Origin of the sequence: Micromonospora rubida (assembly GCF_009908295.1) — a bacterium.
Classification (GTDB): domain Bacteria; phylum Actinomycetota; class Actinomycetes; order Mycobacteriales; family Micromonosporaceae; genus Micromonospora; species Micromonospora rubida.
Genome location: NZ_JAAALO010000005.1, coordinates 126638 through 142151, shown reverse-complemented (window position 1 = coordinate 142151; position 15514 = coordinate 126638). Strand labels below are relative to the sequence as shown.

General features: G+C 74.0%; 16 protein-coding genes. 13 read left to right on the top strand and 3 right to left on the bottom strand.

Annotated elements, in window-relative coordinates:
- Positions 1–10: 10 nt before the first annotated feature.
- From GVV04_RS19930 to GVV04_RS19910, 5 genes are all read left to right on the top strand, one after another.
- On the top strand, positions 11–1738 hold the full coding sequence (locus GVV04_RS19930) for a serine/threonine-protein kinase (protein WP_235966478.1): 1728 nt from the start codon (positions 11–13) through the stop codon (positions 1736–1738).
- A gap of 127 nt (positions 1739–1865) precedes the next feature.
- Positions 1866–2693 carry a DedA family protein gene (locus GVV04_RS19925; protein ID WP_161689601.1) on the top strand — a complete coding sequence of 276 codons (828 nt, stop codon included), beginning with the start codon at positions 1866–1868 and terminating at the stop codon, positions 2691–2693.
- Positions 2694–3049: 356 nt separating this feature from the next.
- On the top strand, positions 3050–3649 hold the full coding sequence (locus GVV04_RS19920) for a hypothetical protein (protein WP_161689600.1): 600 nt from the start codon (positions 3050–3052) through the stop codon (positions 3647–3649).
- 219 nt (positions 3650–3868) lie between these two features.
- Positions 3869–4840 (top strand): pirin family protein, encoded by a 972-nt coding sequence (locus GVV04_RS19915; protein WP_161689599.1) that lies wholly within the window; start codon positions 3869–3871, stop codon positions 4838–4840.
- A 68-nt stretch (positions 4841–4908) separates the two neighbouring features.
- Entirely contained in the window at positions 4909–5574 is a 666-nt protein-coding gene (locus GVV04_RS19910) for a hypothetical protein (protein WP_161689598.1), read from the top strand.
- A gap of 222 nt (positions 5575–5796) precedes the next feature.
- Here the strand turns inward: GVV04_RS19910 and GVV04_RS19905 are convergent, their stop codons facing one another.
- Together GVV04_RS19905 and GVV04_RS19900 are read right to left on the bottom strand one after the other, a co-directional pair.
- On the bottom strand, positions 5797–6459 hold the full coding sequence (locus GVV04_RS19905; RefSeq protein WP_201753830.1) for a DUF1345 domain-containing protein: 663 nt from the start codon (positions 6457–6459) through the stop codon (positions 5797–5799).
- A gap of 20 nt (positions 6460–6479) precedes the next feature.
- A complete protein-coding gene (locus tag GVV04_RS19900; RefSeq protein WP_161689597.1) occupies positions 6480–6749 on the bottom strand; it encodes a DUF2795 domain-containing protein in 270 nt (89 codons plus the stop codon).
- A gap of 175 nt (positions 6750–6924) precedes the next feature.
- On the opposite strand from GVV04_RS19900, the gene GVV04_RS19895 reads away from it, so the two are divergent.
- From GVV04_RS19895 to GVV04_RS19860, 8 genes are all read left to right on the top strand, one after another.
- On the top strand, positions 6925–7338 hold the full coding sequence (locus tag GVV04_RS19895; RefSeq protein ID WP_161689596.1) for a DUF2267 domain-containing protein: 414 nt from the start codon (positions 6925–6927) through the stop codon (positions 7336–7338).
- 263 nt (positions 7339–7601) lie between these two features.
- The gene (locus tag GVV04_RS19890; protein ID WP_161689595.1) at positions 7602–8621 is read left to right on the top strand and encodes a TerC/Alx family metal homeostasis membrane protein; all 1020 of its coding nucleotides are present in this window, start codon (positions 7602–7604) and stop codon (positions 8619–8621) included.
- Positions 8622–8789: 168 nt separating this feature from the next.
- Positions 8790–9380: a sulfite oxidase-like oxidoreductase gene (locus GVV04_RS19885; protein WP_328822509.1), complete on the top strand. Its 591-nt coding sequence runs from the start codon at positions 8790–8792 to the stop codon at positions 9378–9380.
- Between the two features lie 8 nt (positions 9381–9388).
- Entirely contained in the window at positions 9389–10123 is a 735-nt protein-coding gene (locus GVV04_RS19880; RefSeq protein ID WP_201753829.1) for a ferredoxin reductase, read from the top strand.
- Between the two features lie 65 nt (positions 10124–10188).
- Positions 10189–10482 (top strand): DUF6510 family protein, encoded by a 294-nt coding sequence (locus tag GVV04_RS19875; RefSeq protein ID WP_161689592.1) that lies wholly within the window; start codon positions 10189–10191, stop codon positions 10480–10482.
- Positions 10483–10701: 219 nt separating this feature from the next.
- On the top strand, positions 10702–11859 hold the full coding sequence (locus GVV04_RS19870; RefSeq protein ID WP_161689591.1) for a HesA/MoeB/ThiF family protein: 1158 nt from the start codon (positions 10702–10704) through the stop codon (positions 11857–11859).
- Positions 11860–12301: 442 nt separating this feature from the next.
- Complete coding sequence (locus tag GVV04_RS19865) at positions 12302–12829, top strand: GNAT family N-acetyltransferase (protein WP_328822475.1); 528 nt, start codon at positions 12302–12304, stop codon at positions 12827–12829.
- Between the two features lie 87 nt (positions 12830–12916).
- On the top strand, positions 12917–14218 hold the full coding sequence (locus GVV04_RS19860; protein ID WP_161689589.1) for an NAD(P)/FAD-dependent oxidoreductase: 1302 nt from the start codon (positions 12917–12919) through the stop codon (positions 14216–14218).
- A 61-nt stretch (positions 14219–14279) separates the two neighbouring features.
- Here GVV04_RS19860 and GVV04_RS19855 read toward each other — a convergent pair whose 3' ends face one another.
- On the bottom strand, positions 14280–15344 hold the full coding sequence (locus tag GVV04_RS19855; RefSeq protein WP_161689588.1) for an AI-2E family transporter: 1065 nt from the start codon (positions 15342–15344) through the stop codon (positions 14280–14282).
- Positions 15345–15514 lie beyond the last annotated feature (170 nt).

Sequence of the window (15514 nt, the reverse complement as noted above, 5' to 3'; positions counted from 1 at the left end):
GGCACCGTCCATGTTCGAACATGCCGGCCCCGGCCGGGCGCCGGGCCTGGTGCCCGCCCCGGCCGGCGGGCAGACTGGACCCATCATGTCGCCGTTCACCCCCGGCCTACGGCTGCACGACCGGTACGTCCTGCGCGAGCGCATCGGCCTCGGCGGGATGTCCGAGGTGTGGCGTGCCGACGACGAGGTGCTGCACCGTCCTGTCGCGGTCAAGGCGCTCGCGGGACAGCCCGCCGCCGACCCGCAGCTACGGGCCACCATCCAACGCGAGGCCCGGGCCGCCGCCCGGCTCACCCATCCGCACGTCACCCAGGTGTACGACTACGGCGAGGCGACCCTGGCCGGCGGCACCGTGCTCCCGTACCTGGTGATGGAGCTGGTCGACGGGCACAGCCTGGCCGACCGGCTCACCACCGGCCCGCTGCCCTGGCCGGAGGCCGTCCGGATGGCCGGGCAGGTCGCCGCCGCCCTCGCCGCCGCGCACCGCATCGGCGTGGTGCACCGGGACGTCAAGCCGGGCAACGTCATGCTCACCGGGACCGGCGCCAAGGTGCTCGACTTCGGCATCGCCACGCTCGCCGGCCCGCGCCACCCGCTCGCCGGCCCGTCCGCCGGTCACACCGGCGAGCTGGTGATGGGCACCCCGGCATACTTCGCGCCCGAGCGGATGACCCCCGGGCCGCCGGACCCGGCCAGCGACGTCTACGCCCTCGGCGCGGTGCTCTACCGCGCCCTCACCGGTGGCGCCCCGCTGCCCGTGCAGACCTGGGAGGACGCCGTCGAGGTGCACGCCCGGCGGGTGCCGGTGCCACCGCTGCGGGTCAGCGGGCTGCCCCCGGACGTCGCCGCGCTCACCCTCGCCTGCCTGGACGCCGACCCGGCCCGCAGACCCACCACCGCCGAGCTGGCCGCCCGGCTCGGCGCGGCACCCCCGGCGGAACCACCGACCGCGCTCCTGCCCGTCGTGTCTCCGGCCGCGCCGACCCTGATCGACCGGGCCGGCCCACCCACCACCCGGGCCACCCCCTTTCCGGCGACCCGGCCCGCCTCGCCGTTCTCCGCCTCGGCCTCGGTCGCGTCGCCGTTCTCCTCGGCCGCGTCGCCTCCGGGCCGGTTGTGGCCGGGTGCGCCGTCTCCGGCCGCGTCGCCTCGGGCCGGGTCGTGGCCGGGTGCGCCGTCTCCGGCCGCGTCGCCTCCGGTCGGGTCGTGGCCGGGTGCGTCGTCGTCGGTCCCCCCGCCCGGGCGGTCGCGGCACGGGAACCGGTTGCTCGGCGTCCTTGTCGTGGCCGGGGTGGCGATGCTGGTCGGGCTGTTCGCCCTCGGCGGCAGGTCCCCGGCCCCGCCGGCCGCCGCACCCGACGTGACCACTCCAGCTCCCCGGCCGACGACGACGCGGGCCGCAGCCCCCGCGCCGACCAGCGCCGCGCCGCGCCCGGCCGCCCCGACCACCACTCGAACCCGCCCGGTCACCCTGCGCGAGCTGGCCGCCGAGGTCGTCGCGGTGGTCGACGAGGCGCAGGCCCGCGGCGAGATCGACCGGAAGACCGCCGACGAGCTGCGCGACAAGGCCGAGGCGCTGAACCGGGCCAAGCTCAAGGACCGGGTGAAGCGGGTCCGGGACCTGCTCGAACGAATCGGCGAGGCGGTCGAGCGGGACCGGCTCGGCGCGGCGGTGGCGAACCGACTGCGCGACCTGCTCACCGGGTACGACCACTTGCGCGGCCTCAAGGCGGACTGACCGCCTTACCTCCGACGGGACGGGTTTTCCGCCCGATCCCGGCCCCACCAAGAGGAGAGGTACGACGGACTGCGGCGGGGCGAGTGACGACATGGCAGTCGGCGCAGACGGTCATTAGCTTTGTCGGATGATCAGCACGCAGCCGCTCCTGCCCTTCCCCCGTACGGTCGCCGTCGGTCCCGAGCCCGGCTCCGACGGGCCCGTGGGGTTCGTCACGGGCCTGGTCGAACGGCTGGGCGGCCCTGGCGCGGGACTGGCGGTCGCGCTTGAGAACCTCTTCCCGCCCATCCCCAGCGAGGTGATCCTGCCGCTGGCCGGGTTCGCCGCCAGCCAGGGAAAAATGAGCCTGGTCGGGGCGATCGGCTGGACCACCCTCGGCTCCGTGGTCGGTGCCCTCGCGCTGTACGTGATCGGCGCCATGCTGGGCCGGGACCGGATGCGTGCCATCGTCGCGCGACTGCCACTGGTCAAGCTCGACGACGTGGACCGGACGGAGGCGTGGTTCCTCCGGCACGGGGTCAAGGCGGTGTTCTTCGGCCGGATGATCCCGGTGTTCCGCAGCCTCATCTCGATCCCGGCCGGCGTGGAGCGGATGCCGGTGCCGACCTTCCTGCTGTTCACGACCCTGGGCAGCCTGATCTGGAACACGATCTTCGTGCTGGCGGGCTACCTGCTGGGGGAGAAGTGGCACGTCGTCGAGGGGTACGTCGGAACGTTCCAGAACGTGGTCATCGTGGTGTGCGCGGTGGCGCTCGGCTGGTTCGTCGTCACCCGGGTACGGCGTGCCCGCGCCGCCCGGCGGGTGCCCGTCGACGGGGCCGCCCCGGTCGACGCTGTCCACGCGTCGGACGCGGAGGCGTCGCCGTCGGTTGGGCCGGAGTTCGGTGGGGCGCGTGAGCACCGGGGGACCATCTACCGCAGCGGGTCCTGGCGGGGAGGATCCGAAACCTCTTGATTGCCGTGCAAAGGGCGGGGTGGGCGGAGGCGGGGTGGGGTGTTTGGGGGGTTTTGGGGTGTGGCCGGTGGCATCCGGTCGGCGGAACATCGGCCGGCCCCGGGTCGTTACACCTGACAGACGATCGAGTAGCGCACGCCGCTACTGAACCGCCCGGCCCCCCTCAGGGAATGCGGGTCGGCGGCCGGTCGTTACACGTGGTCCCGGCGCCACCAGCACCCCCCGGTGCGGTGAGCAGTCCGGATGGCTTTCCCCCTTTTTGATCTTTTTTTGGGCGCCTCGACGTGGTGCTTACACCCCCGCCCCTTCCCCCTTGGGGTGGTGTGTGTGTCGACCCCCGATTGGAGTCACCCCTGATGAACACGATCATGCGTAAGAGCGTTCTCGGTATCGCTGGTCTGGCCTTCGCCGGTGGCGTGTTCGCCGGCCCGGCCACCGCCCACGCCACCCCCACCACCGAGTCGGCGACCCCGACGACCGCTGTGGCCGTGCAGGCCGACAAGCCCGGCGTGGACAAGGGCAAGCTGATCCCGCACGGTGTGCAGGGTGAGCAGTCCCGCATCGACCTCGGTGACGAGGAGACCGCCAACGTGAAGGCGATCATCGCCGCCACGAAGAAGGCCGGCCTGGACGAGCGGGCCGCCGTGATCTCCATCGGCACGTCCCTGCAGGAGTCGAAGCTGGAGAACCTGGGCCACCTCGGTGACCGCAACGACCACGACTCGCTGGGCCTGTTCCAGCAGCGCCCGACGTCTGGTTGGGGCACCCCGGAGCAGATCACCGACCCCGAGTACTCGACCCTGGCGTTCCTGAAGGGGTTGAAGCAGGTCGACGGCTGGCAGGACATGCCCCTGACCGACGCCGCACAGACCGTCCAGGTGTCGGCCTACCCCGACGCGTACGCACAGTGGGAACAGCAGGCCGCCGACCTCGTCACCCAGCACTGGAACAGCTGACCACCGGACCACCGGACAGCCAACTGGCCGGGTCCCCGAGAACGGGGGCCCGGCCAGTGGCAGCTGCGCGTTCGGGGCCGGCGGTTTCCTGCGGACGCCGGCCGGGCGGAGTGATCCGATCCGGGACCGGGTACGTGCTGCCTGCTGGGAACCGCGAGAGGGGATCGTCATGGCGGTAACGCGGTGACCGTCGAGGAGGCCTGAGCGTACAGTCGGGCGGTGGACCGTACCGAATCCCTGCCGGCGCAGACGCGACCGCCCGGCGTGGCGCCCGCCGACCCGGGCAGCGTGCTGTTGCCCGGGCACGACGTGCCGCTCGGCCGCTACACGACGGTGCGCCGGCTGCTGCCGCAGCGCCAGCGGCGGATGGTCGGGGCCTGGTGCTTCGTCGACCACTTCGGGCCGGACGACGTCGCCGAGCGCCCCGGGATGGAGGTGCCGCCGCACCCGCACACCGGGTTGCAGACGGTCACCTGGCTGCTCGACGGGGAGATCGTGCACCGGGACAGCCTCGGCAACGTGCAGCCGATCCGGCCGGGGCAGCTCAACGTGATGACCTCCGGCCACGGCATCGCCCACTCGGAGCGGTCGCCGGCGGCGCATCCGCCGGTGATGCACGGCGTACAGCTCTGGGTTGCCCTGCCGGACCCGGCGCGGGCGGCGGCTCCCGACTTCGCCCACCACGAGGACCTGCCGGTGTGGCGCGACGGCGACCTCGACGTCACGCTGCTGGCCGGCGAGCTGGGCGGGGAGCGGTCCCCGGCGGTGTTGCACACCCCGCTGGTCGGCGCGCAGCTCACGGCCCGGGGCGGGGCGCCGGCCCGGCTGCCGCTGCGCCGAGACTTCGAGTACGGCCTGCTGGCGATGTCCGGTTCCGCCCAGGTGGGTGACGTGCCGCTGGAGCCGGGTGCGCTGCTCTACCTCGGTGCCGGCCGGGAGAGCCTCACCCTGAGCGCCGCGCCGGGCAGCCGGCTGCTGCTGCTCGGCGGTGCGCCGTTCGAGGAGCCGCTGGTGATGTGGTGGAACTTCGTCGGCCGGTCGCACGAGGAGGTCGCCGCGGCCCGCGAGGACTGGGCGGCCGGCCGCCGGTTCGGGACGGTGGCCGACGACGCCGCGCCGCCGCTGCCGGCGCCCGCGCTGCCGACCACCCGGCTCAAGGCCCGCACCCGGCACGGCGACATCCGGGCCTGAACCCGGGGCGGGCCGGGCGGCGCCGGCGGGTGGAGGCGTGGCGGGCGGCGACGGGGGTAGTCGCGGGCATGCCGATCACCGCGATCTCCAGCATCGAGGACAAGAAGCGACTGGCTCGCCGGCTCGCCGGCAGCGGGCGCGGGTTCGCCGAGCAGTACGGGTTCCGGGTCACCAACAACCCGTCCAACCTGTTCCAGCTCCTCGTCCTGTCGGTCCTGTTGGCCCGGCGGGGCGACTTCCGGCGGGCCCTGGACACCGCCGGCGCGCTGCGCGACGCCGGCTGGGACAGCGCGGCCCGGTTGGCCCGTTCGCTGCACGCCGACCGGGTTCGGGTCCTGCGGGCGGCTGGGCAGCGCGGCGACGTGGACGCCCTCGCCGTCACCCTGGGCGACCTGGCCCGTGCCGTGGTGGAACGGTACCGGGGCGATCTGCGTCGGCTGCGCGCCGCGGCGCACCACGACCCGGCCGGCGAGCGGGCGCTGCTGGCCGAGCTGCCCGGGGTCGACGCCGGGGTGGTCGAGCTGTTCCTGCGCGAGGCGCAGGCGCTGTGGCGGGAGGTGGCCCCGGTGGCGGACCGGCGGGCGCTCGCGGCGGCCCGCCGGCTCGGCCTGGGACGGTCCGCGACCGATCTTGCCCAGCTGGCCGGCGGTGGCGAGTCGGAGCGGCTGGCCTGGCTGGTCGGTGCGCTCGCCCGGGTGGACCTGGAGAAGCGGTACGCCGAGCTGACCGACTGAAGGTGTGCCGGCCCACAGTTCCTCGAAATCTGACCGTAAGTACGATGGCGGAAGATATGATGATCTCGGCAGTCGCGTCCGCCCGGTTCGGGTGGACATGGCCGTCCGGCGGTGCGACCCGGTTCGGGTTGCGGTCACCGCCGGGAGACAGGTTCTGCGTGGCGCCCCAGGTCGCGGTTCGTGGCCCGGGGCGCCCGCCTGTCTCCGGCCGGCCCGCTCACTTCACCTGACCAGCCCGGCCAGCAGGTTCACCGTCGCTGCGATGATCACCGCCCCGAACAGGTACGACACCAGCGCGTGCCGCAGCACGGTCGTGCGCATCTCGTTGCTGGTCAGGTTCGTGTCGGAGACCTGGAAGGTCATCCCCACCGTGAACGCGAGATAGGCGAAGTCCGAGTAGCGCGGGCGCTGCGCCTGGTGGAACACCACCCCGCCGTCGGGTCCACCGTAGTAGATCCGGGCGTACCGGGTGGTGAAGACGGTGTGCACCACCAGCCAGGACAGCAGCACGCTGGTCACCCCCAGCCCGCCGTAGGCGTCCCGGGACAGTCCCGTTCGGGCGCCGTGCGCGGTGACCAGCACGACCGCTACGGCGACCAGGCTGGCCAGGCAGGCGACCAGCAGCAACAGGTCGCGCGTGGGCCGGTTCGGGTCCTCGCGTACGGCGAGCCGGGCGGTCCGCTCGGCGTCCGACGGCCACAGTGTGCGCCAGACCAGCACCAGCCAGCTCAGCGCCGCCGCGTCCCAGCCGACGATGGGGCCGAGCGACGGCGGGCCGACGAGCGTGAACAGGCCGCCGGTCAGGCCGCCGGCCAGCCCGAGCACGGCGAGCTGGACCACCGCCGGGGTGTGCCCGTCCCCGCCGCGCACCGGTCGCGCCCTCACCCGCTCCCGCCGGCGCGGGCTCAGATGCCGCGTAGGTGCTGCGCGACCCGGGTGTGCGGCTCCCGCGCCTGCGCCGCGCGCTGCGACCTGCCGATCTCCGGGGCGGCGTCGATCTTGGCGGACCGGGCGACCTCGTTGCCGTTGGCGTAGTCGACCGGGGGCAGGGCCCGCAGCGCGCGCAGCACCTCCGGCGGCGCGCCCTCCCGCTGCGCCTCGCGCACCACGTCGGCCTTTCCTGCCGGGTAGTCGAGGCTGGACAGGTACTGCAGGACGTCGTCGTAACTCGCCATGTGTGGGCTCCCTCGCCGGTTCGATCCGGTTCACGACTTCACGACCGGCCGCGGTTACCCACCCGCAGGCCGCTCACGCCCGTCCGTCGCCGGGAATCGCGGACCGGTCGGCCGCCGTTTCCGGCCCCGTTGGACGGGTACGCGACCGGCCCGAGGAAGCGGAAGGAGCACCGCCATGAACTACGACACCTTCGTCGAACAGGTGGCCCTGCGGGCCCGGGTCCCCGCGGAGCGGGCCGTGGAGCTGACCCGGGCCACGCTGGAGACCCTGGCGGAGTGGCTGACCGGCGGCGAGGTGCTCGACCTCGCGGCGCAGCTGCCGAAGCCGTTGCAGCTGGTCATGCGGCCGGGCCCCGACGCCGAGGCCGCCGACCGGTTCGGCGCGGCCGAGTTCGTGACGCGGGTCGGCCAGCGGGCCGGCCTGGACGAGCGGGCCGCCCGGGACGCCGTCCGGGTCGTGTTCGTCACCCTGCGCGAGGCGGTCGCCGGCGGGGAGTTCGACGACATCGTGGTCCAGATGCCGCGCGACTACCGGGACATGGTCGAGCCGGCGCTCGCCCCGGGGGCAGCCGCTCCGCGCCGAGCCTGACCGGGTGGCCCTCCCGTGCGGCCCGGCCGTCCTCGCCGCGACCGACCCGGTCGGCGACGGGTCCCGGCACGATCACCGCTGGTGATGGCCGGGGTCGCGGCTTGGCGAGTCGACCGAGCTGACCTAACCTAGTCGCACGAGGGGAGTACTTCCCACGAATCATTCCGGTCAGTACGGCGTGCCCGGGGCACGCCTCGGGTGGTTGCCCACGGGAACGTGGGTGAAGGAGACCTCGAACATGCCACGGTGTTCGAGGGGATTCCATGACCGAATTGTCTTATCTGTCCGCCGGCGAGCTGTCGTCGGTGGGCACGCCCATGCTCTGGGCGGTCACCATCGTCGGCGTACTAGCCCTGCTGGTGCTGGACTTCCTCGTCACCCGCAAGCCGCACGAGGTGTCGATCAAAGAGGCGCTCGGCTGGTCCGCCTTCTACATCGCCCTGCCGCTGGCCTTCGGCGTCTGGGTCTGGTCCCGGTTCGGCTCCCAGCAGGGCGTGGAGTACCTGACCGGCTACCTGGTCGAGAAGTCCCTCTCGGTCGACAACCTCTTCGTCTTCATGCTGCTGCTGGCGGCGTTCGCGGTGCCCGCCGTGCTCGCCCAGCGGGTGCTGCTCTACGGCATCACCGGCGCGCTGGTGCTGCGGGCGGTCTTCATCGCCCTCGGCGCGGCGGCCCTGCAGACCCTCGACTTCGCCTTCCTGATCTTCGCGGCCATCCTCATCGTCACCGCCGTCAAGCTGCTCCGTGACGCCCTCTCCGGCCACGAGCAGAAGGTGGACATCAACAAGATGCGGTCGGTGCGGCTGCTGCGCCGGTTCATGCCGGTCGTCGACGAGTACCAGGGCACGAGGATGACCGTCCGGCAGAACGGTCGCCGGGCGCTCACCCCGCTCGCCCTCGTGGTGGTCGCGGTGTTCGCCACCGACATCGTCTTCGCCGTCGACTCGGTGCCCGCCGTGTACGGCATCACCGAGGATCCCTACCTCGTCTTCGCCACCAACGCCTTCGCCCTGCTCGGCCTGCGGGCGCTGTACTTCGTGCTGCACGCCGCGCTGAGCCGGCTGGTGCACCTCAGCTACGGCCTTGCCTTCATCCTCGCCTTCATCGGCGTCAAGCTCGGCCTGCACTGGGCGCACGGGATCTGGCCGGGCGTGCCGCAGATCCCCACGCTGGCCTCGCTCGGGGTGATCATCGGCGTGTTGGTCGTCGTCACGCTCACCAGCCTCCGGGCCACCCGCAACGCCGCACCGGGCGCCAAGGAGACCATCGCCGACCGGCACTGACCGGTCGCCGACCGGGCGCCACCGCCCGCCGTCGACATGGGCCGCCCCCCGGCGGGCGTGGGCGGGACTCCGGCCCGACCCACGTCCGCCGTGGTCGCCGGCCCCGGCGGGTCCGGGCGAACGGCGCCGTCGCGATCCGGCAGGTGGTACGACTGACCGGTGGGAATCGTGTCACCGGGCTTCCAGGGCCGGCCCCGCTCGGCGGAGCCGGCCCTGCCGCCGGGGCAGTACCTGACCGAGGACTTCCCGGTGCTCTCCGCCGGCCCCACCCCGAAGGTGCGGCCGGACACCTGGGAGTTCGTCGTCACCACCGAGGCCGGCGCGGAGCGCCGCTGGTCCTGGGCCGAGTTCACCGCCCTGCCCCAGGACACCCCGACCGTCGACATCCACTGCGTCACTCGCTGGTCCAAGCTCGCGACGAACTGGCAGGGCGTCTCGCTGGACGTCCTGCTCGACGGCGTCGACACCGACGCGGCGTACGCCCTGGTCCACTCGTACGGCGGGTACACCACGAACCTGCCGCTGGCCGACCTGCGCGGCGGGCGGGCCTGGGTGGCGCACCGCTTCGACGGCCGGGACCTGCCCGCCGAGCACGGCGGCCCGGCCCGGCTGCTGGTGCCCCACCTGTACTTCTGGAAGTCCGCGAAGTGGGTGCGCGGGATCCGGCTCAGGACCATGGACGAGCCCGGCTTCTGGGAGACCGCCGGGTATCACGCCTACGGCGACCCGTGGCGCGAGCAGCGCTACACCGGCGATTGAGCGCCCCGTTGAGCGCCCCGCTGACCTGGCGGGTGGCCCGGCTGGTCGAGCGGCGGGGCGAGACGCCGACCGCGCGGACGCTCGTCATCGACGTGCCCGGCTGGCCCGGGCACCTGCCCGGCCAGCACGTCGACGTCCGGCTCACCGCGTCCGACGGGTACCAGGCCGCCCGGTCGTACTCCCTCGCCGGGCCGGCCGACGGCGACCGGATCGCGCTGACCGTGCAGCGGGTGCCCGACGGCGAGGTGTCGCCGTACCTGATCGACGTCTGGGCGCCGGGCGACCCGGTGGAGGTGCGCGGCCCCGTCGGCGGCTGGTTCGTCTGGCGGCCGACCCAGACCGCGCCGGTGCTGCTGGTCGCCGGTGGCTCGGGCGTGGTGCCGCTGATGGCGATGGTCCGGGCCCGCCGGGCCGCCGGCAGCCGGGCGCCGTTCCGGCTGGTCTACTCGGTGCGCACCCCGACCGACGTGCTCTACGCCGAGGAGCTGCGCCGCCGCGCGCGCGACGACCAGGGCCTCGATGTGGCGTACGTGTACACCCGGGCCGCGCCCGACGGGTGGCGGGGCGAGCCGCACCGGATCGGGCTGGCCGACGTGAACGTCCACGGCTGGCCGCCCGACCTGGAGCCGCTCTGCTACGTCTGCGGGCCGACCGGCTTCGTCGAGACGGCGGCGGACCTGCTGGTGGGCCTGGGCCACCAGCCCCGACGGGTCCGCACCGAACGTTTCGGCCCGACCGGTTGACCCGAGGCCCGGCCGGACGCGGCCGGCACCAGCCGATCCGGCCCCGACCCGCCCGAGGAGACCCGATGACCGAGATGACCTACCTGGACGGCAACATGCTCGACGGCCCGCTGCGCGAACTGTTCGCCGTCGACCTGAGCGCCGCCACCGGGCGCTGCCAGTCGTGCGGCATGACCGGCCCGCTCGCCGGCCTGCACGTCTACCCGCACGCCCCCGGCCTGGTCGCCCGTTGCCCGGCCTGCGCGGCGGTGATGCTGCGCCTGGTCCGGGCGCCCGACCGGGCCTGGCTGGACCTGCGCGGCACCACCTACCTCCAGGTCCCCATGCCCCCCGACGAACCCCAACCCCGGCCCGTCTGACCCGCCCACACGCCGTCCCCACGTCGCGTCGCCGATCCGCGTGCTGCCGACCGCCTGATCGGCGACGGCGGTGCCCGGGTCCGGGCTCCGCCACGTGCCCGTACGGGCGGCTCGGGTACCCGACCGGCCACCGATCGCCCGCCGGGTGTTGCGCTCCCCGGCCCGGCTGCGCCAGGCTGATTCCCGGGACAGCGATCTGCCGTTCGGGGGCGAGGATCGATGGCATCACTGGCGACGTCCGGGTGGCATCCCCAGGTCAAACCCGAGCACGGCCTGCACCGGCTGCCGGGCGGCCAAATCCGCGTCGGCGGCTCGGTCTACGGCATCGCGGCCGAGGTGCTCGACCCCACCGGCGCGATCTGGACGACGCTGTGCGCCGCCGACGGCACCCGCAGCGTCGAGGAGATCGTCCGGCAGGTGCTCGCCGCGCACCCGGGCGAGCAGGCCGGCGCCGTCCGCTCCGCGCTCGACCTGTTCGCCGCCGCCGGGTATCTCACCGACGCGGCTGCCCCCGACCCGCCGGAACTCACCGACCGGGACCGGGAGCGCCACGACCGCGGCCGCCGGTTCCACCGCTGGGTCGACCTGGTCCCGCGCGCCACCTCCTGGGAGCCGCAGCTCGCCTTGAAGCGCTCCCGGGCGGTCGTGGTCGGGCTGGGCGGCACCGGCGGGGCCGCCGCGCTCGCCCTGGCCGCCGGCGGGGTCGGGCGGCTGCACTGCGTCGACCCCGACGTGGTCGAGCTGTCCAACCTCAACCGCCAGACCATGTACGTCGAGGACGACATCGGCCGGCCCAAGGTGGACGCCGCGGTGGCCCGGCTGCGCCAGCTCAACTCCGACATCGAGGTCACCGGCGAGCGGTCCGAGGTGCGCGGGCCGGGCGACCTGCGCCGGCTGGTCGCCGGCGGCGACGTGCTGCTGCTCTGCGCCGACCGGCCGGGCGCCATCCGGGCCTGGGCAAACCGGGTCTGTCTGGGCGCCGCGACCCCCTGGGTGGACGCCGGGTACCACGGCCCGGTGGTGACGGCGGCGGCGTACCTGCCCGGGGTGGGCCCGTGCTACGAGTGCTTCTGGCTCGCCGAGCACGACAAGCGCCGCCGCGACGATCCGTCAGCCGAGTACACCGTGCAGCGGGAGAGCAGCAGCGCGGTCAGCGCGTCCTCGGCCGGCCTCTCCGGGCACCTCGCCGCCCACCTGGCGACGGCCCTGCTGACCGGCGTCCCGGCCGTCCGGCCCGGTCAGCTTCAGGGGATCAACCTGGTCGCCCCCGACCAGCACTTCCTCATCGCCCACCCGCCGCACCCGCGCTGCCCGGCCGGCTGCGGCGGGACACCCGTCGACGCGGCGGTCGTCGCCGGCCGGGCAGCGCGCGGATGAGCGTCGAGGCCGCAGGCTCCGGCCGGGTCCTGCCGCACGAGCTGCGCCCGGAGCGCGTCCGGTGGCTGGTCGGCCGACCGGTCACCGGGCGGGCGCGGCCGGTCCCGACCCCCTCGGAGGGAGGTGAGAACCGTGGAGCAGATCGTCATCCGGAAGCTGGACAAGGTGGAGACGACCAGTGCGAGCAACCCCAGCGGCAACTGAAGCCGGGGCCCACCGGGGCACCCCCTGCGGCTGCCGCTGGACCTGCACACCATCTATTTCCTCCCGCACGGCGCGAACGACCTGCCGACCGACGCGACCGGCCGGGGCCCGGCGCCGCTGGCCGGTGACCGACCGGGCCGGTGCCGTCGGCGCGGACGTGTCGCGCCGTGCCGTCCGGTCGCCCGGCGGAGGCAGCCGGTTGGACAGCGTCCCGCCCCGCCGGTCAGAGTGGTTGGTCGTGAGATACCTGAGCACCGGTGGGCCCGCCGCGATCCGCCGACCCCGACCCTCCGACGAGGCCGAGTTCGTCGCCGCCGCCCGGCGTAGCGGGCAGCTGCACCACCCGTGGCTGTCGGCCCCGGACACCCCGGAGGCGTACGCCACGTACCTGGGCCGGATCCGGCGCCGGAACCACGCCGGATACCTGATCTGCGACCGGGCCGGCGGGGCGATCGCCGGGTACGTCAACATCAGCGGCATCCTGCTCGGCGCGCTGCGCGGCGGCTACCTCGGCTACGCGGCGTTCCTGCCGTTCAGCGGCACCGGGCACGCGTCGGCCGGGATCGGCCTGGTGGTGCGGCACGCGTTCGACGTGTTGGGACTGCACCGGCTGGAGGCGAACATTCAGCCGGGCAACGAGCCGTCCCGGCGGATCGCCCGCAAGCTCGGCTTCCGGCTGGAGGGCTACTCGCCGGACTACCTGTTCATCGACGGGGCGTGGCGGGACCATGAGCGGTGGGCGATCACCGCACCCGACCGGCCCTGAGCCCGTCCCTGACCCGCGGCCCACGTCCGGCTCCAGCCGGACTGATTCCGACGTTTGCCCAGGCCGGCGGTGGGAACGGCACCCCCCATGACGAAGCCTCGGGTGGTGATCGTGGGGGCCGGGTTCGCCGGTTACCACACGGCGAAGACGTTGAGCGGGATCGCCCGGAACCGGGCCGAGATCGTCCTGCTGAACTCGACCGACTACTTCCTCTACCTGCCGCTGCTGCCCGAGGTGGCCGCTGGGGTGGTCGAGCCCGGACGGATCTCGGTGCCGCTCAGCGGCACCCTCGACGGCGTACGGGTGGTCGTCGGCGAGGCCGACCGGATCGACCTGCAGAACCGCTGGGTCGGCTACACGATGCCGGAGGGCGACCAGGGCCGGCTCGCGTACGACCGCCTGGTGCTCGCCGTCGGCAGCGTCAACAAGCTGCTGCCCATCCCCGGCGTCACCGAGTACGCCCACGGCTTCCGCGGCCTGCCCGAGGCGCTCTACCTGCACGACCACGTGGTACGCCAGATCGAACTGGCCGAGCTGACCGACGACCCGGCCGAGCAGCGGGCCCGCACCACCTTCGTGGTGGTGGGCGCCGGCTACACCGGGACCGAGGTGGCCGCGCACGGCCAGCTCTTCACCGACCGGCTGGTCGCCCAGCACCCGCACCTCAAAGTCCGGCCCCGCTGGATGCTGCTCGACGTGGCCCCCCGGGTGCTGCCCGAACTGGACCAGCGGATGTCGGTGACCGCCGACCGGGTGCTGCGTCGGCGCGGCGTCGACGTGCGGATGGGCACCTCGGTGGCGGAGGCCACGTTCGACGGGGTGAGACTGACCGACGGCGAGTGCGTGCCCACGTGCAGCCTGGTCTGGTGCGTCGGGGTGCGCCCCGACCCGTTCGTCGCCGAGCTCGGCCTGCGCACCGAGAGGGGGCGCCTGGTGGTCGACGAGTACCTCACCGTCCCCGGCTTCCCCGAGGTGTACGCCTGCGGCGACGCCGCCGCGGTGCCCGACCTGGCCCGCCCCGGGCAGGTCTGCACCATGACCGCCCAGCACGCCCAGCGCCAGGGCAAGCTGGCGGCGCACAACATCGCCGCCTCCTACGGGCAGGGCCGGCGCCGGCCGTACAAGCACCACGACCTCGGTTGGGTGGTCGACCTCGGCGGCAAGGACGCCGCAGCGAACCCGCTGAAGGTGTCGCTGTCCGGGCTGCCGGCCAAGGCCGTCACCCGCGGCTACCACCTGTTGGCCATGCCGGGAAACCGGGCCCGGATCGGCGCGGACTGGCTGCTCGACGCCACCCTGCCCCGTCCGGCCGTGCGACTCGGCCTGGTGCCCGCCAACGCCGTGCCGCTGGAGAGCTCGTCGCCGGAGGTCCCGGTCCGACACGGCTGAGCGCGCGGAGCGCCCGCCGTGCTGACTGGGACTGACTGTCTGTCCTTCGCCGGCGGCGCGTTCAGCTTTCGTCGGCCGGGCGTGGGCGGCGGCTTTTTCTCCTCGGCCCGAACTCGCGCAGCAGCAGCTGCCCGATCCCGGCGACCGGAATGGCCAGCAGCGCGCCGATCAGTCCGGCCAGCTCCGCCGCGAACAGCGCGCTGACCAGCACGGTCAGCGGGTTCAGCCGGACCGCCCGGGCCATGATCACCGGTTGCAGCAGGTGGTTCTCCACCTGTTGGTAGATCACGAAGAACACCAGCACCACGATCCCGGTGGTGGGGGAGTGCAGGAACCCGGCGCCGCCCGCGAGGATGGCCCCGAGGGTCGCGCCGACCAGGGGCAGCAGGTCGGCGATCGCCACCAGCAGCGCGATCACCCCGGCGAACGGCACCCCGGTCAGGACGAGCACGAGGAAGGTCAGGGCACCGCAGATCACGCTGATCAGCAGGTTCCCGGTCAGGTAGCCGGTGACCACCCGGGTCACGCCCCGGCCGATCCGCCGGGCCCGGCTCGCCGCCCGGTCGCTGAGCAGGGCGGTCACGCCCGCGGTGATCCTCGGGGCCTCCAGCACCATGAGGTACGCCAGCACGATCACGGTGATCAGCCCCACGAGGGTTTCCAGCACGCGCCGGACCAGCCCGACGACGGGCTCGTGCAGTTGGTCGCCGTACTGCTCGATCTGGTTGGAGTGGCCGGCCAGGTACCGCCGCAGCCGCAGCCGCTCCAGCACCTCGCCGACCGGGCCCTGCCCCACCCGGGTCTCCCGCAGCAGTTCCGGGGCCCGTTCGGCGAACCGGCCCAGCTCGTCCACCAGCGGCAGGAAGATCACCGCGATCAGGGCGGTGAGCACCCCGAACGCGGCCAGGAAGACCACCAGGGTGGCCAGCGTGCGGCGGCGCAGGAAACGGCGTTGCACCCCGTCGACCAGGGGCTTCAACGCGACGGCGAAGAACGCCGCGATCACGGCCCAGACCAGCACCCGCCGGGTGGCCCAGATCAGGGCCAGCCCGAACACGGTGGCCAGCACCAGGCCGATGACGATCGCGGCCCGCCGGGCGGTGGACCTGTCGTCGGCGTCCCTCATCCGGCGCGGCTACCCCCGCCGACAGGCCGGAAACCCATTTCCGCGCCGCGTGACTCGAAGTTCAGGTGTCGGGGTCGTCCACGTCCACCCCACGTACGACTGGGCGACCCCGCCCGCGAGCAGGGTGCGCCCGGTGCTGCGGGCCGGCGGGCACGGTTGCCCGCCGGCCC